Annotated in this window: 18 protein-coding genes and 1 tRNA gene; 12 read left to right on the plus strand and 7 right to left on the minus strand. The window is 52.7% G+C overall.

Translation table 11 applies throughout. From position 1 onward, the window contains the following. Positions 1-36: 36 nt before the first annotated feature. The 3 genes from SD425_RS19545 to SD425_RS19555 all read right to left on the minus strand — a co-directional run bounded on the left by SD425_RS19545 (position 37) and on the right by SD425_RS19555 (position 2,418). Entirely contained in the window at positions 37-687 is a 651-nt protein-coding gene (locus SD425_RS19545) for a YceI family protein (protein ID WP_324671694.1), read from the minus strand. A 33-nt stretch (positions 688-720) separates the two neighbouring features. Then, complete coding sequence (locus tag SD425_RS19550; protein WP_324671695.1) at positions 721-1,170, minus strand: MarR family winged helix-turn-helix transcriptional regulator; 450 nt, start codon at positions 1,168-1,170, stop codon at positions 721-723. 189 nt (positions 1,171-1,359) lie between these two features. After that, complete coding sequence (locus SD425_RS19555; RefSeq protein ID WP_324671696.1) at positions 1,360-2,418, minus strand: dipeptide epimerase; 1,059 nt, start codon at positions 2,416-2,418, stop codon at positions 1,360-1,362. A gap of 632 nt (positions 2,419-3,050) precedes the next feature. On the opposite strand from SD425_RS19555, the gene SD425_RS19560 reads away from it, so the two are divergent. The 6 genes from SD425_RS19560 (at position 3,051) to SD425_RS19585 (ending at position 10,788) form a co-directional block, all read left to right on the plus strand. Further along, on the plus strand, positions 3,051-4,145 hold the full coding sequence (locus tag SD425_RS19560; protein WP_324671697.1) for a T9SS type A sorting domain-containing protein: 1,095 nt from the start codon (positions 3,051-3,053) through the stop codon (positions 4,143-4,145). 170 nt (positions 4,146-4,315) lie between these two features. Continuing rightward, positions 4,316-5,734: a dicarboxylate/amino acid:cation symporter gene (locus tag SD425_RS19565; protein ID WP_324671698.1), complete on the plus strand. Its 1,419-nt coding sequence runs from the start codon at positions 4,316-4,318 to the stop codon at positions 5,732-5,734. A 232-nt stretch (positions 5,735-5,966) separates the two neighbouring features. Further along, positions 5,967-6,611: a hypothetical protein gene (locus tag SD425_RS19570; RefSeq protein ID WP_324671699.1), complete on the plus strand. Its 645-nt coding sequence runs from the start codon at positions 5,967-5,969 to the stop codon at positions 6,609-6,611. Positions 6,612-6,767: 156 nt separating this feature from the next. After that, entirely contained in the window at positions 6,768-7,682 is a 915-nt protein-coding gene (locus tag SD425_RS19575) for a T9SS type A sorting domain-containing protein (RefSeq protein ID WP_324671700.1), read from the plus strand. Positions 7,683-7,773: 91 nt separating this feature from the next. Then, the gene (locus tag SD425_RS19580; protein ID WP_324671702.1) at positions 7,774-8,358 is read left to right on the plus strand and encodes a hypothetical protein; all 585 of its coding nucleotides are present in this window, start codon (positions 7,774-7,776) and stop codon (positions 8,356-8,358) included. A gap of 99 nt (positions 8,359-8,457) precedes the next feature. Then, positions 8,458-10,788: a GAF domain-containing protein gene (locus tag SD425_RS19585; RefSeq protein WP_324671703.1), complete on the plus strand. Its 2,331-nt coding sequence runs from the start codon at positions 8,458-8,460 to the stop codon at positions 10,786-10,788. 35 nt (positions 10,789-10,823) lie between these two features. Here the strand turns inward: SD425_RS19585 and SD425_RS19590 are convergent, their stop codons facing one another. The 3 genes from SD425_RS19590 to SD425_RS19600 form a co-directional block, all read right to left on the minus strand. Further along, complete coding sequence (locus tag SD425_RS19590; RefSeq protein ID WP_324671704.1) at positions 10,824-11,507, minus strand: phosphatase PAP2 family protein; 684 nt, start codon at positions 11,505-11,507, stop codon at positions 10,824-10,826. A 93-nt stretch (positions 11,508-11,600) separates the two neighbouring features. Continuing rightward, positions 11,601-11,682, minus strand: a tRNA-Leu gene (locus SD425_RS19595). A gap of 124 nt (positions 11,683-11,806) precedes the next feature. After that, complete coding sequence (locus SD425_RS19600) at positions 11,807-12,532, minus strand: phosphatase PAP2 family protein (protein ID WP_324671706.1); 726 nt, start codon at positions 12,530-12,532, stop codon at positions 11,807-11,809. Positions 12,533-12,709: 177 nt separating this feature from the next. Between SD425_RS19600 and SD425_RS19605 the strand changes: the two genes are divergently transcribed. The 5 genes from SD425_RS19605 (at position 12,710) to SD425_RS19625 (ending at position 18,490) form a co-directional block, all read left to right on the plus strand. Further along, positions 12,710-13,363 (plus strand): class I SAM-dependent methyltransferase, encoded by a 654-nt coding sequence (locus SD425_RS19605; protein WP_324671707.1) that lies wholly within the window; start codon positions 12,710-12,712, stop codon positions 13,361-13,363. 67 nt (positions 13,364-13,430) lie between these two features. Then, positions 13,431-15,266, plus strand: a complete 1,836-nt coding sequence (locus SD425_RS19610; RefSeq protein ID WP_324671709.1) for a M61 family peptidase — start codon at positions 13,431-13,433, stop codon at positions 15,264-15,266. A 79-nt stretch (positions 15,267-15,345) separates the two neighbouring features. Further along, a complete protein-coding gene (locus SD425_RS19615) occupies positions 15,346-16,551 on the plus strand; it encodes an MFS transporter (protein ID WP_324671711.1) in 1,206 nt (401 codons plus the stop codon). A gap of 119 nt (positions 16,552-16,670) precedes the next feature. Beyond that, positions 16,671-17,270: a hypothetical protein gene (locus tag SD425_RS19620; RefSeq protein WP_324671712.1), complete on the plus strand. Its 600-nt coding sequence runs from the start codon at positions 16,671-16,673 to the stop codon at positions 17,268-17,270. Between the two features lie 203 nt (positions 17,271-17,473). Next, positions 17,474-18,490: an MBL fold metallo-hydrolase gene (locus tag SD425_RS19625; RefSeq protein ID WP_324671713.1), complete on the plus strand. Its 1,017-nt coding sequence runs from the start codon at positions 17,474-17,476 to the stop codon at positions 18,488-18,490. A 79-nt stretch (positions 18,491-18,569) separates the two neighbouring features. On the opposite strand, the gene SD425_RS19630 is transcribed toward SD425_RS19625, so the two are convergent. Then, positions 18,570-20,417 carry an endo-1,4-beta-xylanase gene (locus SD425_RS19630; protein ID WP_324671714.1) on the minus strand — a complete coding sequence of 616 codons (1,848 nt, stop codon included), beginning with the start codon at positions 20,415-20,417 and terminating at the stop codon, positions 18,570-18,572. Between the two features lie 904 nt (positions 20,418-21,321). Between SD425_RS19630 and SD425_RS19635 the strand changes: the two genes are divergently transcribed. After that, a complete protein-coding gene (locus SD425_RS19635; protein ID WP_324671715.1) occupies positions 21,322-22,806 on the plus strand; it encodes a sodium:solute symporter in 1,485 nt (494 codons plus the stop codon). Positions 22,807-22,880 lie beyond the last annotated feature (74 nt).

Consider the following 22,880-nt stretch of genomic DNA (forward strand, 5'->3'; position numbering starts at 1 on the left):
CTTTTTTGTTGATTAACGAAGGAAAGCTTAACGAGCTTACTTCTTGGCAATTACGTTGAAGCTCAACGTAAAGTCATCGTAGATGGCTTTGTCGCCAATGCCTTCGAAGAACGACTTCGAGCCGTACTTAATGTCGTACTTCGTGCGGTTGATGGTAGCAACACCCGAAGCAGCTGCTACGCCGTTTTTCACACCAGCCTTAGCAGGAAAAGTCACAGTGTTCGTGATGCCTTTGATGGTCAGGTCACCGGTGATGTTTACGTTGTTAGCATCAGCAGCAGCACCTTTGATTGGGGTTACGCTCTTGATTTTGAACGTAGCCGTTGGGTTTTTAGCAGTGCTGAAGAAGTCATCCGAGTTGATGTGGCCCATGAACTTGGCGTTGTTTTCGGCATCAGTGATGTCGGTTGCCTTCAGGGTCTTCATGTCTACGGTCACAGTGCCACCAACAATCTGGTTGCCGCGCACCATGATTTCGCCGCTCGAGAACTCAGCCGTGCCATTGTGGCCGTGCGTTACAGCTTTGCCTTCCCAGCCAAGCTTGCTGAGTTGGGGCTGTACTTTATAAGCTGCGTCGGCGGGCTTAGCAGTGCTAGCAATAGCTTTTTTAGCAACAGGGTTGCCAGCGAAAGCGGGAGCGGTGAACAGGCTAGCTACAACCAGAGCGGACAGAGCAATTTTTTTCATGATTGAAAAAGGAAAGAGAATAACTGAGAGCCGTCAGTCACGGATTTTATCAAGTAATCTATTGAGTTCAGCAGCCTCTTCTGGGCTGAGATTCTGCATGCCAGTGCGTTCCATCGCGCCTTCTTGATCAATGCGCTGCAGCAAACCCAGGCCTGCTTCCGTGATGCAGATATCAACGGCCCGACGGTTATTCGGGCACACTGCGCGGGTCACAAGCTGCTTGGCTTCTAGCTTGTCGACGATGCGGGAAGCATTACTGGTCTTGTCAAGCATTCGCTCGATAAGCAGGTTCACTGTCGCTGGCTTCGGATGCTGGCCTCGCAGGATGCGCAGAATGTTGTACTGCGGGCTTGTGAGGCTATACTCCCGGAATGACGCTGCCTGCCTCAAGCCCAACCAGCCAGCAGTGTACATCAGGTTGATGTAGCTTTTCTGGTAGTCGTCTTTGAACACAGGCTGTTGGATTTCGTCTTCGATTTTCATGAGCGACTGGAAAACGTTGCAAATATATGTACATACATTATATGTTGCGACACTGTTCGAGAAAAAAGTTAAAAACAGTTATTGCTGTCTATCCTGCAACTATATCTAAGTTGATAAAAGGCAAATTAGCTTCGTCACCAAAAAATTCACTTGCTCTAGGTCCGTTCAGCACCTAGCTACTATGCTCTGCTAGAGCAACGGTGTAGCCGCCGCAGTTAATAGCCCATTGGTCTCTTGCACAAGGCCAAACGGCTCGTCACGAACAACTAGAAACCCGTCTAGGTCGCATACTTGCGCCAAGCTGCTGACCTGCAATGCCGACCAGATACCTAGCGTGGTTTCCACCATGCAGCCAATCATCGTCTGCAAGCCGTGTGCTTGGGTTTGGCGCAGTAGCTGGATGCCGTTCCGGTAACCTCCGGCCTTCATCAGCTTCATGTTCACGCCGTGAAATTGCTGCGCTATACTCGCGAAGTCAGCGGTATCAGTTACCGATTCGTCAGCGAATACCGGATAAGGGCTCAGCGGCCGCAGGTAGCGGTAGTGGTCGACGCACGCGGCAGGTAAGGGCTGCTCCAGCAGGCGTACCTTCAAGCCAGGCAGCGTACTAATCTGCTCCAAAAACTGCAACAAGCTATCTGCGTCCGACCAGGCTTCATTGCCATCAATAATGAGTAGCCGGTCAGGTAGCGCGCGCGTGATTTCGCGGAGTAAATCGTAGCCACTTTCCTGATTTACCTTGATCTTGAGCAGCTCGAAACGCGCCATCCGTTGCTCGTTCACAAAGTCAGCTACGGCGCCCGGCTCCATGATAGGAAGCGTGAAAGCCGTTGGCACAGCAGCACCTGGCGCAGGCAGCCCTAGCACATGTGCTACCGACTGGCCCGTTTGATTAGCCAGCAGGTGTACGTACGCCGATTCGAGCCCAAACCGTAGGGCGTGGGCAGGAGTGTGAGCATCGAGCAGCGTACCTAGCTCCTCCAGCGAACCAATAGTAACTAAGCCTTTTGTAAGCAGTTGCTCAAATTCTGCCTGCAAACCCGCGGGGGTTTCGCCATAGCGTAGATTGGGGGCCGCCTCACCCCATCCAACGGCACCGCCCGTAGCAGCTACGCGCACCAGCAGGTTAGTTTTGGAAGTGGATGCGCTACGGGAGATCTTCCAAGTGTAGCGCAGAGGCAATTCACGCGTTTCAAGCGTCCAGGTGAGCATGGCAGGCCGATGATGATGGGCAGAAAAGGGAAGCATTCGCTTCTCCTCGCAAATTGAGCAATTGTCGCAGATTCGACACGCTCAGCGTTATTCTTCTACCTGGCAAATAGTACAAAAGACCCCACTTGGTGACACAACCGATAAGCAAAAGCTAGCGCCTCATGCTCCTGCAAGCGGATGGTCATGACGCCAAGTGCTACAAGAGCTTAGCACATAGCTTGAGGGCGTTGCCTGTTTTGCGCAGCAAGCTAGCTGCAGCTGCTAGCTATTGTACTGCCTAGCTACTACCATGCTCAAACACGGCATACTTCAGGCGGATAATTTCTACTGTATCGAACGCCTATTAGTACTACATAAACCTTACAGCACGAGCCTTTTACCACTAGGCTTCGGCTTAACAGCAAACATATTTCATTGTTTAGCTTAACCGATCGTCAGCGAGACTAATGCGTAAATTATTAACATTCAAACACATAAATATTAAAATAATATATATCTATAGAAAATACCATAATATTTAGCTTAATCTTCATCTTTTATGGACTCACCATCGTATTATCCTTATATGATCATTCTCCCTCCCCGCCGTCATTTCACCCGAGTTCATGAAAGCTTTTTCCACCCGTTCCCTTCTATTCAAATTCGCGATTTTCATAAGTAGCTGCTCCTTGTCTGCTCTAAGCATCACTCCTACGCTAGCGCAGGAAAAAGCAGATGCGGTTGGTCTTAAGGCAGACTACTACAAAGGCTATTTCTACGATGAACTAGGTTTTTTCCAGACCCACACGCCTGCTATTACCGATCGAATTATTGACAAATTACAATTTGAGGAAGCTGAAAAAGACAACTTCGATATTGGCTCCGTGGCAACATATTACTCGCCCGGAATGCCGGATGAGTTCAGCGCCCGCTACCGCGGCAAACTATACATCACAACGCCCGGAACCTACACCTTCTACCTAGGTTCCGATGATGGAGCCTCCGTGTGGTTCGACAACGATTCGAAACCAGTGGCGAGCAACATAGGCGACAAATTCAGCTACCGGGAAGTATCGGCCACGAAAGTACTTAGCGCGGGGTTTCACGACATTACCGTGTACTATGGGGAGCATGGCGGCAGTCAAGGATTGGTGCTAGAATATGCCAACAAGGACAACGGCTTAGTGCGACAAGTAATACCAAACGGCGTGTTTTATCCGGTGCTAGGTTCTTTTAGCTCACCCGTACTAACTGACTTTAAAGTAACAGCCCGCTACCAAGCCGTTACGCTAGACTGGTACACGCAGACCGAGCGCAACAGCAGGTCGTTTGTGGTGGAGCGCTCGTTAGATGGAAAAAACTTCCAGGAGTTGGTCCAGCAGTCGGGGGCTGGCACCAGCCCTGATCCACATACGTACCAAGCCCAGGACCCAGAAGCCCCCATAGGTATAGTTTACTATCGGCTGCGTCAAGACCTCACGAACGAGAAACAGGTATACTCCCCCATCAAAGCGGTTACGATTGAACAGGTGCCCTCGCCTAGCTTCACGGTGTACCCAAACCCCAACGCCGGGAAATTTTATCTAGAGCTTCAGCAGTATGTGTCGAAGGTAGCTACCCTCGAACTGTTTGATATGAGCGGCCGCCGCCAGTTTCAACAGGAACTGCTAGCCAACAACGGAGAAGCCTACCACGTTGCTCCGCAAGTAGCAACCGGCATGTATATCTTGCAGGTGAAGACCAGCACCGGCACACTAACCCAGAAAGTTGTTGTTGCTAAATAACACTTACAGTGCTAGTTGTCGAAGCTAGCTACATGCTACCTAGCATCAGCAAAAAGGCCACTCCATGGCCTTTTTCTGTTAACTTACCTGCCTGACCAAGGAAAACCGGCTTACAAGCGCAAAAACTTATCTTTGCTAAGTTTCCGCCGATTCACCCCTGACTTTCTTGCATGAAGTTTTCGCGTCTTGTCCCGCTAGTTCTTATTCTTCTTTTGCTGGCTGCGGCCCTTACCGCTCTATCGGCCTACCAAGTAGTGGCGCTACCAGCGGCCCTTCCCGTTGCTGTTCGGTGGATATTCTTAGCCGCTCTCGCGTTCTATGCCGCGCAGCGCCGTTCCCTCACGTTCTGGATTGTCGTGAGCATGTTTGTGGGAGCTGAACTCGGGCACGACTCTCCAGAGACAGCAATGAAGCTAAAAGTACTGAGCGACGTTTTCCTGCGCTTAGTGAAGACTATCATTGCCCCACTCGTATTTGCTACGCTAGTGGTGGGCATTGCTGGCCACGCGAACCTAAAGCAGGTTGGCAAGATGGGCCTTAAAGCGCTGGTTTACTTTGAGATTATCACCACGTTCGCTCTCTTTATTGGGCTGGCAGCCATCAACCTGACCAAGGCCGGCGTAGGCGTTACGCAGAACGGCGTAGGGGCCGAAACCGAAAAACTTCAGACAGTCAATCAGACCACGGCCGATATTATCTTACACATCTTTCCCGAGAACATTGCTAAATCGATAGCAGAAGGGCAAGTGCTACAAGTAGTTATCTTTGCCATCATCTTCGCTATTGGCTTAGCAATGGTGCACGAACAGCACCGCCGACCGATGCTCCGTTTTGCCGAGAGCTTATCGGAGGTGATGTTTAAGTTTACGAATGTGGTCATGTTCTTTGCGCCGCTGGGCGTAGGTGGTGCTCTCGCCTACACAGTGGGCAAAATGGGTTTTGCTCCTTTGCTGAACGCATTCCAACTCCTACTCACACTCTATGGAGCCCTGATTGCCTTTTTGCTGCTGGTACTGTTACCCGTCGCGCTGCTGATGCGCATTCCGGTGAAGCGCTTTGTACAAGCTATTGCCGAGCCGGTCAGCATTGCCTTTGCCACCACCAGCTCTGAGGCCGCGCTTCCCCGCGCCATGGAAGCCATGGAAAGCATTGGGGTGCCGCGGCGTATTGTGGCCTTCGTTATGCCAACGGGTTACTCGTTCAACCTTGATGGTACTACGCTCTACTTATCACTGGCAGCAGTTTTCGTAGCACAGGCAGCAGGTATAGAACTGTCGTTTGGCCAACAATTGGTTATGGTATTCACCTTGATGCTCACCAGCAAAGGCGTTGCGGGAGTACCTCGCGCCTCGCTGGTTATTCTGCTCGCTACGGTGGCGTCGTTTAATCTTCCCTCCTGGCCGGTATTTATCATCTTGGGCATCGACGCCCTTATGGACATGGCCCGCACGGCCGTCAACGTGATTGGCAACTGCCTAGCTACTGCTGTCGTGGCCCGTTGGGAGGGAGAATTTGTCGATAACTACTACGCTCCCGACGTCACGGCCTTAGCAGAATCTGACAGCGAGCTAGCTCACCAGGTGCATTAGGATTTTAAAAGTATATAATTAGTCGTATCTGCCTTATAATAAGCTCAGCAAAAAACGACTAAATTCCTATAATTTATTGAAAATAAGCCTGTTTTAAGCAGGCTTATTTTGTTTATTCAAGTATTTATATAAATTATATAATGATTGTACTACACCATGAAGAAATAGTGCGGAAGTTGTTTATTTTTGTATTCTACTCGCGCCCCCTCAGACCTACTTGCTGCCTATTTACATGAACTCTCTGCTGCGTTACTCGCTGCTTTGCTTGTCCTGTTTCCCACTTTTGGTCAGCTGTGTATCGGTTGATCGGGTAATTTTCAAATCTCACTCAGCCGCTTTCGAGAACCGCTTGCCCAACTTAGAGCTAGCCGTTGATCATAGCACGTTGGATAATACGGATAGCTTAATGACTGATGCTCCGCAGCAGTTATTCCAGCATGAAGTAATCCAGAACATCGTTGATCCTACCGATAACATAAAATTTGGTTACCTGAAGCTTACAGTCACTTCCGTGGTGAATGAGCGCAAAGGCAAGGGGTTTCAGGTCTTGCAAATAGCTACCCTTATGGCACCTAGCCTACTAGGTGTCCCCCTAGAGTATTATCGGAGCACCGTACGCGCGCAAGTACAAGTCGTTGACTCACACGGCCAGGTGCTAGGCACCTACCGGGGTGTAGGCTACTCGACTGTACAAGTAGCCCTCTATCACGGTTATTCTCAGACCAACGCGAGCCGCTTGGCCGATATTGATGCTTTGCGTCATGCCCTTGGCCAAATTCGTCCGCAAATTGAAGGAGTATCGGATTTCTTGCGGGCTAGGCTGTTAGCGGGCGGCCCTATCGGGCCATTATCAGGCGCCACTGCCTTGGATCGGTAATTACAGCCGACAGTCTTCTGTAGTCAGCAGGCCTGTTTACGCCAACACCCAAAACCGCTCAAAAATTGAGCGGTTTTTTTGTACCCTCATTAAACGCTCTGCCTTGGCAGTAATCTATCGGAAGAAAATCGGGCTTAGCAACTTTATTCTTTCCTTATGAGAGTCACCTCCTTCAAAACCTTCCTCTTCTTCCTGTTCGTGCTTATCCTGACGACAGGCTACCTCGGTGCTTTTGCCCAAGGTCCGGCTCGGGGCGCCGACAAACCTGCTCGGAAAGAACTCCGGGTTTATTATGAGGAAAATATATTGCCCACGGTGCGCCAACAGCGCCAAAAGTTAGAGACTCAGCTCTCGGCTGAAGACAAAGCCTTGCTGGCGACCTACCGCACCCAGTTGCAAGCTAACCGTCAGCAAGGCAATGCTTTGCGCCAAAGCCTACGAACTGCTCCTGCTACTAGCCCCGGTCAGGCCAGGTCTTCTCGCCCAGAACTCACAGAAGCACAACGGCAACAATTTCAGCAGCAACGCACTGAGAATCACGCCATCATGCAGAAGGTAGCGCAACTAGCTCAGAAGTACAGCACCAATATCAAGCAGCTATCCACGGAAATCGAGCCGCAACGGGAGAAGTGGGTGGCTGACACGAAAGCTATTGTGGCGAAATACGCTACCCCTGAGCAACAAGAGCGACTAGCCCATTTCGCGGGCGGTCGGCACGGACGAGGTGGTGCTGGCCTAGGTCATTATTTCCGCCCAGGTGTGTTTCTGCTCATAGACCCTAGCGTCTCGGAAACATCCGCCACCACTGCTACCAGCTTAGGTAGCACGGTATTTCCGAACCCAAGCACCGCTACTACCCAGCTAGAGTACGCCGTTACGAAGGCGGGCCCCGTAACAGTGGAGTTGTTAGATAGCCGTGGCACTACGCTGCGCACGCTGATCAGCCAGCAAAGCAAGGAAAAAGGCTCTCACGTATTGGTAACCAATGTAGACGATCTGCCTAGTGGTACCTATTACTACAAAATCACTACCCGAGCCAGCACCGAAACCAAACGCTTTCAAAAGCAATAACTAGGACAAGAATTACGTACAGAAGCCAGCCCGCGCAGGGCTGGCTTTTTTGTTGAAGCTGCTGCGGGCGGTCCACGTATCTTTGCGCTCTATGCTACGCAATTTGTTTTCCTGGCTCCTGACTGGTGGAGTTGCTTTTGCCCTAGCCGCTTGCTGCGGCAGCGTTACCTGCGATAAACAGGACGACTACGCTGATGCTTTGCTTTTCAAGTTCAACCTAGACACAACTAGTACGCAGGGTTTTGGTCGAAAAGACATCGATACAGTATACCTGAAGCGCTACACTAAACCTACCAACTCGGCGGTCAAAGTAGCTGTCGAGACGATACAAATTCTTCGCACTCGCCGCCAAGACAGCACAGCCATCGTGCTCAACAATAATGCTCCCTTCACGACCGCAAACAACTTAAAACTGAATAGTTACAGGTATAATATATTTGTTGTGCACCGCATGAAAGGCTTCAAACCAGATACTGCACGCTACGTCATTGATAACATCCAGCTCAATGGCAACTACCAGGGCGATGGCTGCTGCACTTACTATGTAAACCAAAGTAAAAGTGCTCAGATCAGTCAGATGAAAACTTATGGTGTTCCAACGAACACCATTACCTATGACTTCACCAAACCAGCTGGGCAAACAAGGCAACGCGTTTACACGCTGAACCGGTACTAGGGCTAGCTACGTACACAAGTAGTAGGCAAAGCTAGGTAGGCTTTCGATTATAGTTCTCCCCCTCAACTTATTAGCGCCTTCACCTGTTTTGCCTCCACTATGCTGACCGAACTCACTGCCCGTCCGACCGTTTTGGGGTTTCCCTTCAAATCGACGCTAAGCTTAGAGCCGCTAATTGCTTACTGGAAGGCGCGCGAGCAAGATAGCAACCCTGGCATTTCGCTGCTTGCTCATGCAATTGGGGAACAGGTAGCAGCCCATGACTGGTGCCGTGGTCCGCTCAACGATATGAGCGTGCTGGAATGCAACTGCGACCTAGTTGAAACCTTAATGATTGCGCTCTTTCCGCCAGCAGCTCGCGAGACGGACATTAGTGGCGCTATTCCCCCGTTTCAATACTATAGCTTTTACCACACGCCGCTTTTTGAGCAAGTGCTGCTCAATAGCAACAAGACGATTAAGCAGCCGCTGAACATCGATGCGCGCACCATGAGTATTCACACCACGCGCATGGTGTACCAGCTTATTCTAGAGAATATTTACGGAGTTACGCTCCCTACCACAAGCTCCATCATCTTCACGGTGCCCGACTACAGCATCGGCTTGTATCGGCACTACAGCGTCACGTTCGACTCGTCGTTTTTGAACGTGCACGTGATAGGCGAGCGGCCGGAGCTGACGGAGGAGCAAATTGACCTGCTCACCCGCAACTTTCACCGCTCCGATTTGTGGCAGGAACGCTTGCCAGCCGAAAAGTTTGAGCTGGAAGGGTTTAACATCCTTCACCTCGTTGATGTCACCGATCAGGAAATCTTATCGGAACTGAAGTACGACCTTTTGGAGCGCGACGTACTACAAGCCTCCGACCGCCTCGAGCAGATCCAGGAAAAGCTACGTGTGCTGTTTGGCCGCCCTTTTCTACAGCTCGGCATTGCCGCCTACGACGAGAAGAAGCAGGCATTTGTTGATTTTGGCCGCAAGATCAACCATAGCTTTTTGACCAAGCAGCTCACCAATCAGGAGGCTGGTAGTGGCTTCCGCCAGATCTATAACCAGCTGTGGCAGGACCGCCAGCCCCTGGTGCTTGAAGATGTAGCCAAAGCCGACATCCCTGAAGACTTGCGCCAGCAGATCATGAGCCTCGGCATCAACTCGGCTATCTTGGCGCTGCTACCGTACGGAGACGACACGGTAGGCCTGCTCGAGCTAGGTTCACCCAACGTGGGCGACTTAAATGAGTTTTGCCTGGAAAAAGTCACGCAGTTTGTGCCGCTGTTTGCCGTAGCAGTGAAGCGGAATGCAGAAGAACTGCAAACGCGCGTGCAGTCTATTATTCGGGAGAAATTCACAGCCATCCATCCTACCATGGAGTGGCGCTTTACGGACGCAGCCCTGCACCTACTGGAGCAGTTTGAAGCGGGCAACAAGAACGCGGAGATGGAAGGCATTGTGTTCCACGATGTGTACCCATTGCACGGATCTTCCGATATCCGTAGCAGCAGCACAGCTCGCAACGAAGCTATTCAGGCTGACTTAATTGAGCACCTAACGCTAGCCAACAAAGTACTCAAGAAAGCTTCAGAGTACCAGGAGCTACCGATTCTGGATGAGCTCAAGTTCTACGTAAACAAAAACCTACGCCGTTTGCGGCAAGGCATTCTGACGGGCGATGAGGTCAGCATCTTCGAGTCGCTAAAGACCGAAGTAGAGCCGCTGTTTGACTACCTAGCGGAAAACGCGCCCGATGTGCGACCAGTTATTGCCGAATACTGGGCCAATATGGATGCCAACCTAGGTATCCTCTACAAACGCCGTAAAGCCTTTGAGCAGAGCGTGATGCTGCTCAACGACACCATCAGTGACTACCTCGACGAAGAGGAAGAGAAGGCCCAGCAGATGTACCCCCACTATTTCCAGCGGTTCAAAACTGATGGCGTGGAATACAACATCTACATGGGTGCTTCCTTGGTTGAGAACAAGCCTTTTGACTTGGTATTTCTCAAAAACCTGCGCCTGTGGCAGCTCTTGGTAACCATCGAGATTACGCGGCGCACGCAGGCACTGAAACCTAGCCTGCCTGTACCGCTCGATACCACCCAGCTGATTCTAGTACACAGCCAAGCGCTAAGTATCCGTTTCCGGCAAGACGAGCGCCAATTTGACGTGGATGGTGCTTACAATATCCGGTATGAAATCATCAAAAAGCGCATTGATAAAGCCACCGTGCTAGGTACCGGCGAACGACTCACGCAGCCCGGCACTATCGCGCTAGTTTATTCACAGTCACGCGAGGCCGACGAGTACCTTGAGTACATCGACTATCTCCAGGACCGCGAATTACTAGAGCCTGACGTGGAAGAGCTAGAACTAGAAGAGCTCCAAGGCGTGAAAGGTCTGTTGGCGCTTAGAGTCAGAGTAAAGCTCCCGTAATGGTATGTGCGGCCATAGGTCAGCAACCTCACTACCTACTCATTGCTTGATGGTAATTGATTCTTCTCTCGCCACCACAAGCGTAAAGCACCACGCAGTAGAACCAGCCACACAACGCCCGCCGCAAAGCCAGCAAGCACATCGGTAGCATAGTGCACGTGCAGGTACACGCGGCTCAGACCGACGACGATTGCCCAGATAAGCAGCAACCCCGACCAGATCGGATGGCGACCGTGGCGCCAGAGCAACCACGCAGCGCACCCGTAGAGCGCTACTCCAATCATTGCATGGCCACTAGGGAAACTCAAGCCTGGCTGCGGAAACAGTGCAGTTTCGGGACGGGAACGGTGGAAGTGGTTTTTTAGGAGTTGGTTCAGGATGGAAGAACCTAGCACGGCTAAGAAAAGCTCTAACGCCTCACGGCGGCGCTTCAGCCAAAACAGGATGCTCGGTAGTACAATGCCGGTCACCGTCAGGAAAGGAGCCGAGGCGAAGAAAGTAACACGCTTGACCCACGCTGTGAAGTTAGGCTCGGCGGCGCGTATTCCGTCCATTTCTTGGAAGGCGAAATTGTCGAGCGTGGCCGAGTGCTCTACAAATACAACACGCGTTAGGTAGAAGAACAGCACGAAAGCCCCTAGGAATACAACGCCCGCCAGGATTAGCTCGGCCGTGAGCAGCCCGAACAGGGCCAGAAAACGTTCTGTCAGTCTCTTCATGGGCAAGCATTGTACGCCAAACGTAGCGTAGTAGTAGCGCAACCTAGATTGATTAGAACGAAAAAAGCCGGCCCCTGAGGGGCCGGCTTTTTGTGCGCTCGGAGAGACTCGAACTCTCACACCTTGCGGAACTGCCGCCTGAAGACAGCGCGTCTACCAATTTCGCCACAAGCGCAGGTAGTACAAAAGAACGCTCTAAACTTTGTCAGAGGTGCCTTTTAACGATGCAAAGATACAGGCAGCGACCAATGTTTTGCCAAAAACCATAAAATATTTTCTTGAAAAAGTTGTTTTCTGCGCTATAAAGCCTGTTTTCCAGCTGATTGCAATGTCTTTTTAAACCGCTTTTTCGTCTCATTTTCGATGCGTTTGAGCAACGGAATTGCAATCAGGAGCCATACACCACCGGCCATAAAGCCGGCGAGTACATCGGAGGTGTAGTGCACGCGCAGGTACACACGCGTGAGACCAATGAGCAGAATAAGCAGTAGTAGCCCCACAATTGTCAACCGCCGCACCCACCGCAAAGATGGGCGCCGCATGTGGGTTTGGACCAAATAAATAAGCAAGCCATAGAAGGAAGCGGCAATCATGGCGTGGCCGCTGGGAAAGCTCAAGCCTTGTGCCGCTACCACGGGCATGGCTGGGCGAGGCCGCTGGTACGCGTTTTTCAATGTTAGATTTAGTACAATGCTGCCAATAGCCACCACTGGCACCAACAGCATGTACCAACGGTGACGCCTTCTTAGCAAAAAGCCCCCAATCAGTAACAAGGCGGCGATGACGATGAAATTGGCGGAAGCCAAAAACGTCACACCTCGGATCCAGCCGAGTTGATTGGGTCCTAGCAGTTCCCGCACCCAATTTGTTGCTTGCTCATCAAACGCAGTTACCTGCTGGTTAAGCACTTCACGTCCTAAGAATAGGAACATGATGACTCCAAGAATACCAATCAGCATGGTAACAGTGAACTCCGCCACAAACAGCGTGAGCCCAGCCAGCAAACGGCGCAGATGATTCGTCATAGTTCTTCAACACAGAAATTAGCCTAGGTGTCACCTAGCTTGTGGGTTTTGTAGCTCAACCAAGCAAAAGAGCGCTGTATTATAAGGCTCTATGTGCTGACACCAACGTGGCTCACTATCAAAACAACATTCCTGCCTCAAACGGCGTAGGGTGCAAGCCACTACCCAGGTCCCCTTATGAAAACTCCAGATTCGGGCTTCGACCGTATAGCAGGTTTCTACGACTTGCTGGCGAGTCTGGTATTTGGCCAAGCATTGCGACTGGCTCAGCAAGCTGCATTGGCAGATTTGCCGCCTGGCGCCCCCCGAATCCTTATTATGGGTGGCGGCACTGGCTGGGTCCTGGGCGAAGTGTTACGCCGGAGCCCACAGGCGCAGGTGCTTTACGTGGAGGCCTCTCCTGCTATGCTGCGCAAGTCACAGACGACACTACAACGCACCGCACCTAGGCACCAAGCGCAGGTTGAATTTCGGCTTGGCACCGAAGCTTCACTCGTTGCGCACGAAACCTTCGATGTGATTGTCACCTTTTTCTTCCTCGATCTATTCGAGCCGAAGCGGCTGCAAGCGGTATTGCACCAGCTCAATGCCGCGCGGCAACCCGGCGGCGTGTGGTTGCTGGCTGATTTTTGCAAGCCTCCACGGTGGTGGCAACGGGTATTACTGGCCGTGATGTATCAGTTCTTTCGGGTGACTACCAGTATTAGTGCCCGGCAGCTTCCGGCGCTACCCACTGAGCTGACCAAGCTAGGGTTGCGAATGCGCAACCGGCAGTCTTTTTACGCGGGTATGATTGAAGCCGCCATTTTTGAGGAGCAAACAGAAGCGTGAGGCCACGTTGTTTTCCCAACTTGGCGCTTAATTTTAGGCGCTTTCTACTCTTCACAACCACAACCCTATGCGGAATCTTGCCGCTACTCTCCTGCTCGCGCTGGCCTTACCTAGCGCGGCGCTGGCGCAAACAACGCCGGTGCAGTATACCGTTGCTTTCCCCAATGCCGCGCACCACGAAGCCAACGTTACCGTAGTGTTTACGGAGCTAAAGCCGGGCACTTTGCAAGTGCGCATGGCCCGTAGCTCACCGGGGCGCTACGCCTTGCACGAGTTTGCCAAGAACGTATACGCCGTGCAAGCCACTGATTCTAAAGGTAAAGCTTTAAAAATTAGCCAACCCGACCCGTACGGCTGGGACGTAAGCGGCCACGATGGCACGGTGCGCTTCACCTACACGCTCTACGGCGACCGAACCGACGGTACTTACGCTGGCATCGACCAAATCCATGCGCACCTGAACATGCCGGCTACTCTAGCTTTTGCCCACGGTCAGGAGCAGCGACCAGCCGAAGTGAAATTTGACTTACCGACTGGCTGGCAAGTAGCTACCCAGCTTAAGCCCGATGCGGCAAAGGGCACTTACTACGCGCCTCACTTGCAATACCTTATGGACAGCCCCACTTCCCTAGGTCCGCAGAAGGTGCGCACCTGGCAGGAACAGGGTAAGATCATCGAGCTAGCTGTGGTGCACACGGGAACGGATGCGGAGCTGGATGCCTACGCAGAGCTCACCAAAAAGATCGTCCGCGAGGCCGCGGCTATTTTCGGCGAGCTACCCAACTACGACTTTGACCGCTACACCTTCGTTGCCAACTACTTGCCCCAGACCAGCGGCGACGGGATGGAGCATCGCAACTCGACCAGCGTCACGAGCAACAGCCCCCTGCGTGGACAAGGTGTTTTACGTAACCTAGGTACGGTATCGCACGAATTTTTCCACTCTTGGAACGTCGAACGTATTCGCCCCAAATCGTTGGAACCTTTTGATTTTGAGCGGGCTAATATGAGTGAGGCGCTGTGGTTTGCCGAGGGCTTCACCCAGTATTACGGCAATCTAATTATGCGGCGCTCAGGTGCTTTCCCCGAAGATCGGTACTGGGATGATGTGACTGGCGTGGTGAATGCCATGCTAAACTCGCCGGGGGCGAGCCGCTACTCGCCCGTGGAGATGAGCCAGCAGGCGCCCTTTGTGGATGCAGCCGTAAGCATTGACCCGAATAACCGCAGCAACACCTATCTATCTTACTACGTCATCGGGGCGGGCAATGCGCTGGCGCTGGATATGCTGCTGCGTCAGAACTACAAAACAGACCTTGACACGTACATGCGCACTGTGTGGCAGCAATACGGCAAACCGCAGCGCAATTATGCTCCCGAGCACCCTTACACGCTGGCCGATTTGCAGCGTGTGCTAGGCCAAGTAAGCCGCGACACTGCTTTTGCCGGTCGCTTCTTCCGCGAACATATCACGGGGCATCAACTCTTCAACTACGAGCAGTTGCTTGCGCCCGCAGGGCTAGTGGTACGACGAACTAAATCTGGGCAAGCTAGCTTGGGCCTAGCACGCTTATCCTTTGCCGACAGCACAATTACCGTTGCAGGCAACACACTCGTTGGCAGCCCACTTTACCAAGCTGGCATCGACCGTGAAGACCAAATTACCAAGTTCGATGGCAAGTCGCCGCGCAACCAGGAAGAGCTTACCCAACTACTGGCCCAGCACAAGCCCGGCGACGCTATACCGGTGGTGTTCCGCTCGCGCGGGCAGGAGCGCACGGCCCAAGTAACGCTGGTCGAAAGCCCACTGCTGGAAGTTGTTCCCAATGAAAAAGCAGGTCGTCCCGTTACGAAGCAGATGCAGAAATACCGGGCTGCTTGGTTAGGCAGTAAGGCGAAATAAGAAGACATTAGTGCCTCCACGCTAGAAAAGCCGTCCGTTACTGGGGCGGCTTTTTTATTGATTAGCCGTACGTACGGGCATGTTCCAGGACCGCCGCCTTTATCTGATCTATGCTATTATTCTGCTCGACGTCATTGTCGGGTCTGCGGTGGGGCCAATCATGCCAGAGTTTGTGCGCGGGTTGCCGCAGCCGCAGGTGTGGCTCTCGGTCGGTACGGCGCTCTTTTTGGGGGTACAACTTTTTTCGGCGCCGCTGCTAGGTCGTCTTTCCGATGGTTACGGGCGGCGGCCTATCCTGATTCTTTCAGCAGTAGGCACATTGGCGGCGAACTGCTTGCTGTTGCCGGTTCGTACAAGCTTCTACTTTGCCAACCGCCTCAGCGATGGACTAACCAACGGCATGTACGCCACCGTACGCTCGGCCATCACCGACATCTCTCCGAAGGAACGGCTATTTCAGAACCTAGGTATTGAGGGCGCCATTGTGTCGTTAGGCTTTGTGCTGGGCCCCATGGCCGCCGGGCTGGCGCTGACCGTTTTTGCCGTGCCGTTGCCGGAGCAAGCGCAGGTTGTCGCCAGCCTAGCCGTTGGGTTATCGGGCCTGAACGTTCTGCTCAGCCTAGGTTTTCGCGAAACGCAGCTTCAGCGCTCCTTGGTACGCGGCGCGGAGCTGTGGACCGAAGTAGGCCGCGCGACAAACGTCTTAACGATTTGGGCCCGTCTTCGAGCACACGACCTAGCAGCGCCGGGTTTGCGACGCGTAGTACTCACTCAGGTAGCGCTTACCCTCAGCACGGGCTATTACTTCTACTTCGTTGCCTATGCCAGCCTGGGAGAGTTGCAACTCAGCGCGCGAGCCCTCTCGTATTATTTCATTTTCTTCGGCGGGCTCAGCATTGTCATCAACTATTTGTTTTACACTTACCTAGCTGGGCGCTTGCCACCGCGCCGCACCATCTTTTGGTTGGCGCTGATCGGCGCCCCTACCTTAGGTGGCTATGGTTTGATCGGCCACTCCATTGCTGCGCTAACCATGCTTACCATAGTCGATTGCCTCACGCTTTCTCTTATTCAAGGCTTGCTGGAAGGCCTACTCGCCCAGCGAACGACGGACACCAATCGGGGCGAAATCTTTGGCTTAAATCAAGCGATGCAAGGCTTAGCGAGCATTGCAACTACGCTGGTATTTGGCGCGTTGTCATTGCTCGACCTGCGGTTACCTTTTGCCTGGTTTGCGCTGTGCCTCGGCGGGGTTGTGTGGCTAGCGCGACCTGAGCGTCATTGATGCGTACCTATTTCTTTGTGCGGCACAATAAAGATGGCGGCTTGCTTCATCTATAAAACCTAGGTTTTACGTAACTTGAATTAGATTTCGGCTGGCCTCTATCCTTAGCACTGCCTACTATGCGTTTCTCCTTTTCTGTTTTGCTGCTTGGTGCTAGCCTGCTTATGGCGGGTACGGCTGCTGCACAAGCCCCCAAAACCACTGAGCCCGAATCGAAGCTTGGGCTGCTAAAATCTCGGGTGTCGTATAACCTAGACGCTGGCATGCAGTTCGCGGGCCGCTATGGTACCATGTCTTATATCAGCCCGACGGCTACCTATCAGGTTTCCAATCGGTTCCGCATTTTCGCAGGTACTACCCTGCTGCGTACCCAGTCGTACCTACGGAATAGTTACGCCAGCGCGGCTGACCAACCCATTACGCCCAGCTTCAGCGTTGCGAACAACATGCTTGTCCAAGCCGGTGGCACTTACTTGGTGAACCCTCGCTTGGCACTCACTGGCATGGCATGGAAAGATCTTTCTAATCAGCCCTTTGCTCCAAGAGTCAATCCGTACGCTGGCTTCGGCAGCATGGGCTCCGGTGTAAATATTCGCGCCGACTATCAGTTGACGGAAAATATTTCGGTATCGGGTGGGGTGCGCGTATCGCAGGGAGCTAGCCCCGGGTATGGATACGGCGGCATGTATGGCTCGCCCATGATGCCATTTGGCTACTAACTGATTAGATGTAGTTTTTCGCTTTTGCGCAATGAGCCCTGGGAAGTTTCCGGGGCTTTGTTGTTTGTAAAAGCCCGGCCAAGTTGCTTATCGTTGTGGCATTGTCAGACCAGCTGTGCTGTTCTTCACTAAGAACAGAACACGTGTATGTTTCTTCCTTAGCTTGGCACCCCAACCGAAACCTAGCCCCTAACCCCTCCTTCATGGCCGCCCGCATTAGCTACGCCAACAATCCGCAGTTGCCAACTATACGGCGTAATTATCCCGGCAACAAGCTGTTCGGGCAAGAGTTTGCCAATGGCGAAGAGCTGTACGAACCTAGCTTCAGCACGGTGTTTCGTTGGAAACTTCTGACGAAGAACCCACAGGAAGCCGAGAAGAAGGCCGACACCTGGGCACCCACAGTCGTGCCGTGCGCCGATGTTTTCAGCTCCCAAGAAGACATGCTGGTATGGCTAGGTCATGCGTGCTTCCTGCTGCGCGTCGGTGGGCGCACGCTCCTCTTCGACCCCGTCCTGTTCGATTCCAATTTTCTGCGGCACCGCCATCCGTTGCCTTGCCGCCCCGAGGACATTCGCAACATTGACTACCTGGTTCTTAGCCACGGTCACCGCGACCACCTTGATGAGCGCTCCATTAAGCTGCTAGCCCGCCAAAATCCGCAGATGCAGGCCCTCACGCCTTTGCGTATGGCTCCGCTCTTGCGCGGCATGGCGCGGCAGCTTCCGGTGCAGGAGGCCGGTTGGTGGCAGCAGTACGACCTAGGTCCGCATGCGCCGTTCGAGATTACGTACCTGCCTGCCTCGCACTGGCACCGCCGCGGCCTCAACGACCTGAACCGGGTGCTTTGGGGCAGCTTCATGATTCGGACAGCGGATAAGCTCATCTACTTCGCGGGCGACACTTCGTACACCCCTCATTTCGAGCAGATCGAAGAACAGTTTGGCCCTATTGATATTGCCATCATGCCGATTGGCGCATACAAACCGTCCTTCATGATGCATCTGAGCCACATGGATCCGCACGAAGCAGCCAAGGCCGCCAACGTACTGCGGGCCGGCCACGTGGTACCTATGCACTACGGCACCTTCGACCTTTCCGATGAGCCCGCCTCTGAGCCTCTTCGGACGCTGGAAGAGGTAGCGCATGGCGGCATGCTCCGTGGCGACCTGCACGCGCCGGCTGTGGGCGAGGTAATGCATTGGCCTAATTGGGAGTAAGAGCTAGCTTATAGAAATGAAAAGCCCAGTTAGCTTCCGCTAACTGGGCTTTTTGTACTGGCTCATTCAGTAACTTAGCTTACTGCACCACTAGCTTCTTCGACTGTGTACTTTGGCCGTCGGATAGCTCCACAATATAAAGGCCTGGCGCCACATTAAGCTTCACGTCTACAGCAGATTGCTTGGCAACTTGCACGGTGTATACCTGCTTACCGCTCAGGTCGAGCACGCGGATACGGCTGAGTTTGTCGGTACCTTGCAAAGTGAAGTGGCCGCCAGCAGCTGGGTTTGGGTAGGCGTTAACGGCAAATGACGCTGCGGCTTTGGTACCTAGCACGGTTTCTTTCACGTAGGCCCGTAGCCACGTCAAGGCGGGCCGCTCGGTTTCATCGGAGTTCACCAGGTATGCGCCCTGCGTGGTGCGCCAGTGCCCGATGCGGTAGCCCCAAAGCGTTATGCCTTTAATCCCAGGATTCGTCCAGAACAGAGGGAATACGCGCTGGTACTCTTGTAGCTGAATTTGGTCATCTAGTTGCCCTTGCGCATTGACACCGTCAATATCGAGCTCCGTGATGTAAACAGGAAGCCCTGTTTGCCCGAATGAGTTGATCGTAGTCGTGAGTGTCGAGGCCGGAGTGCCACGAGTAGAAAATGCGTGACCTTGCACGCCAATGCCGTCAATCAAGCCTCTGCTTTTGAGCAGATTGACAATGACTAGGTAGTTCTGCGCACTGGTGATTGTGTTTTCCACGCTGTAGTCATTGAGCCATAGCTTAGCTTGTGGGAAATACTGACGGGCGAGTTGGAACGAGGTAATCACCCAATCCCAACCGGTGGTGCCGCTGCCTCCTAGGGCATTAGCGTAGTTGCCACCATCCCCATTGGTACCCGGCGAGGTAGGCGGAGCATGCAGCGGCTCATTCACCACTTCAATGATATCAATGTTTGGGTACCGCTGAGCCACTAACATGTACCATTCCTTGATTTCGGCTAGCTGTTCGGCTGGAGGAAGGCTAGCAATCCAAGTTGGCTGCTGCGAACCCCAGATGAGCGTGTGCATTTTGAACGGCAAGCCATTATCCTTGGCTAGCTTGTAAGCCGCGTCGAGCTCCGTCCAGTTCATCACGTTCCGGGTCGATTCTACGGACCCCCACTTACCGGCATTTTCAGGCGTCACCTGGTTCCAGTAAGCGGTAAAGTTGGGCGCCTGCGGGCCGCTATATACACCACCTAGAAACTTCGACTTACCCGCAGCGATGGGCGGGCCTGTGGGGGTGGGGGGCGGTGTGGGTGGATTAACGGCACCCTGCTGCCCATTATCGAGGTTGTTGACGGTGAAGTATAACCCCGTCGTGCCAAATACCACCTTGTCGATATCCAGTCCGTTTTCGCGTCCGCCAATTTGGAAGGTCTGCGTCAGGCTGCCGGCGGGTACGACGAAGGTGACGGGTGCCTCACCACCATTAAATTTGGAAAGATTGAGCCACTTCCACACGCCGGTTTGGGCTGCCGTGCCGCCACCGTCAACGGCCACGGCGCCGCCAGTGTAGCCCACTCCGTACAAGTTGTTGCAGATGGTCCAATCATCGTTGCTGGTAGGGTCCTTTACGCCGAAGCCATTGCCGTAGTAGAAGCTGTCGTCGTTGGCGGCGCCCGAGCCTACCCGCACGCGCACATACAAGTCGTAGGAGCCCGGCCCCGGAAACGTGACGGTGTAGCTAGCTACCTTCGTGGCATTGCCGGGGTTTTGGGTGGCTGCAACATCGGTAGCGGAGGTGATGTACGTCACACCGGCAGCGGTGAGCGTGCTCCAGTCACTGCCAAGCGTACCCGATTCCATTTGCTGCGTTACCGGCGCATTCTGGGCGTAGAGGCTCACTGAGGCTACTAGTGACAGGGAAAGTAAACTGAGTTTACGTGTTATCATACTCTTTTATTAGGGTGTTTGGGTTAGGATGGATTCTTTGTATCAGGAGGCACTCAGGTGCTGAGAAGAGCTAGCCCTTCATAGGTAAGCCAAAACTCGATCGAATAATCGTGTGCCCGGCGGCATCAGCCCCGTTATCCTCCAGAGTAGCAGGACTTAATGGCTATGCCCCGGTCGGCTTATTCAGATCTGCTAGCTCAGCTGGCAGCGTTGGCAACGAGATACCTAGCTATCAGCGCATCTACTGATCCTAAGTGATCTGTAGCACTGGTGGGCGATGATGGAGCGACTGGTACTTGGGCGTGAACGCCTGTTGCTAGCAGAACAGCCAGTGCGAATGCCAGCAGCGTAAGGATGCGACCAATGAAAGAGTAAAGCTTTGTCTTCATAAGTAAGGGTAGGTTGAAATGGAGGTTAATCGATCAGGCAGGCTATAGTAGAAACAGGAGCAAAGTAGAGCAGAAGGCGATGTCGCGACCTGTTTAGATGAATAAGCCAGAAGTACCGCAAACGTTTCAGAAAGAATAATGCAATTGGCTTTATGTACTACTTTTCACTACGTATTATGCTCAAAAGGTGGCAAATAGCTCCTACGCATTTCTAATCGTTGAAGATAATGGCTCGGCAAGACCAACCTAGGAGTTACAAGAATCAGTAGAAAATGAAAGGATCACAATCGTTTCCGGAAACGATTGTGAGACAAGTAATAAGCGTCCTCAATTAGAGCGGAGTGGCCCTACATTTTACCTGAATTTACTTTTGCGGTCCACCCTTATAGCTAAATATTATTAGAATAGGCCAATTTTTAGCAAGCCCTGAGTCGCTTGTACAACCTAGCTTCGTAGCCATGATCTGATCCGGTTGTGGCAGCTTACTATATCTTTACGCTTATTTCCTTGTCTGCATGTCTCCTACTCTGGTCCTCAGCCTGATTGCCGGCTACTTCACCGTTCTGATTATCATTTCCTTGCTCACCTCTCGCAAGGCAACGAGTGAGAGCTTCTTTATTGCAAACCGCAACGCGCCGTGGTACATGGTAGCCTTTGCCATGATCGGCACGTCGCTCTCGGGTGTTACATTCATTTCGGTACCGGGCATGGTAATGGGGCAAGCGTGGAGCTACATGGCTGTGGTGTTTGGCTATATCGTTGGCTACTTGGTGATCGGAACGGTACTCATGCCGCTCTATTACCGGCTTCAACTCGTCTCGATTTACACCTACTTAGAGCAGCGGTTCGGTTTCTGGAGCTACAAGACGGGCGCCTTCTTCTTCCTGTTGTCGCGGGCTATTGGGGCGGCGTTCCGCTTGTTTCTGGTGGCTGGTGTGCTCCAATTCGCGGTATTCGACGCTATGGGCGTGCCTTTCGCCGTCACCGTCTCGGTTAGCATCCTGCTTATTTATCTCTACACCTTCCGCGGCGGCCTCAAGACCATTCTGTGGACGGATGCCTTCCAAACCTTCGCGATGCTCTTGTGCGTGGGCGTGAGCATCTACCTGATTTCCTCAGAGTTGAACCTAGGTTTCAAGCAGATGGTACAGGCTGTGCGCGACAGTGACATGTCACGCATTTACTTCTCCGACCTAAAAGACGACAAATACTTCTGGAAGCAGTTTGCCTCCGGCGCCTTCATCACGATTGTCATGACGGGTCTCGATCAGGACTTGATGCAGAAGAATCTGAGCTGCCGCAACTTGCAGGAGGCGCAGAAAAACATGTTCTGGTTCACCATTTCCATTGTGGTTGTCAACGTGTTTTTCTTGTCACTAGGCATATTGCTCTACAAGTTTGCCGCCGCAAAAGGCATTCAACTGCCTACCAACCCAGCAACTGGCAAAATTATCGGCGACAACGTGTTTCCGCTGCTAGCCACCGAGCACTTCACGCTGTTCGCGGGTATCGTGTTTATCCTAGGCATCATTGCCGTCACCTACGCTTCGGCTGATTCGGCCCTTACGGCCCTCACGACTTCTTTCTGCGTCGATTTTCTGGACATCAAGCGCTTTCCGGAACAGCAGCAGGCCCGCTACCGCAAGCTAGCCCACCTAGCTTTTTCCATTCTTCTCATCCTGATCATCCTGATCTTCAAAGCCATTAATGACCAAAGTGTTATTACGGCCGTGTTCAAAGCGGCGGGCTACACCTACGGCCCATTGCTTGGCTTGTACTCGTTTGGGCTGTTTTCGCGCCGGGCCCTTCAGGATAAACTCGTCCCTTACATTTGCCTGGCTTGCCCGATCCTGACGTTTATCATCAATGCCAATTCCAAAGCGTGGTTCGGCGGCTACGAGTTTGGCTTCGAGATATTGATAGTCAACGGCTTAATGACTTTTTTGGGCCTCTTAGCAATTTCACGACCAGCCCCACTTCCGGTGAACTCTGCTCGCTAGCAGTTGTTTAGGAAGAGTATCTGGTGCGCCTTCTATCGTCGGTAGCGCGGAAGCCTTTCGCGCTGCTTTTTTAT

Origin of the sequence: Hymenobacter sp. GOD-10R (assembly GCF_035609205.1) — a bacterium.
Taxonomy (GTDB): Bacteria; Bacteroidota; Bacteroidia; order Cytophagales; family Hymenobacteraceae; genus Hymenobacter.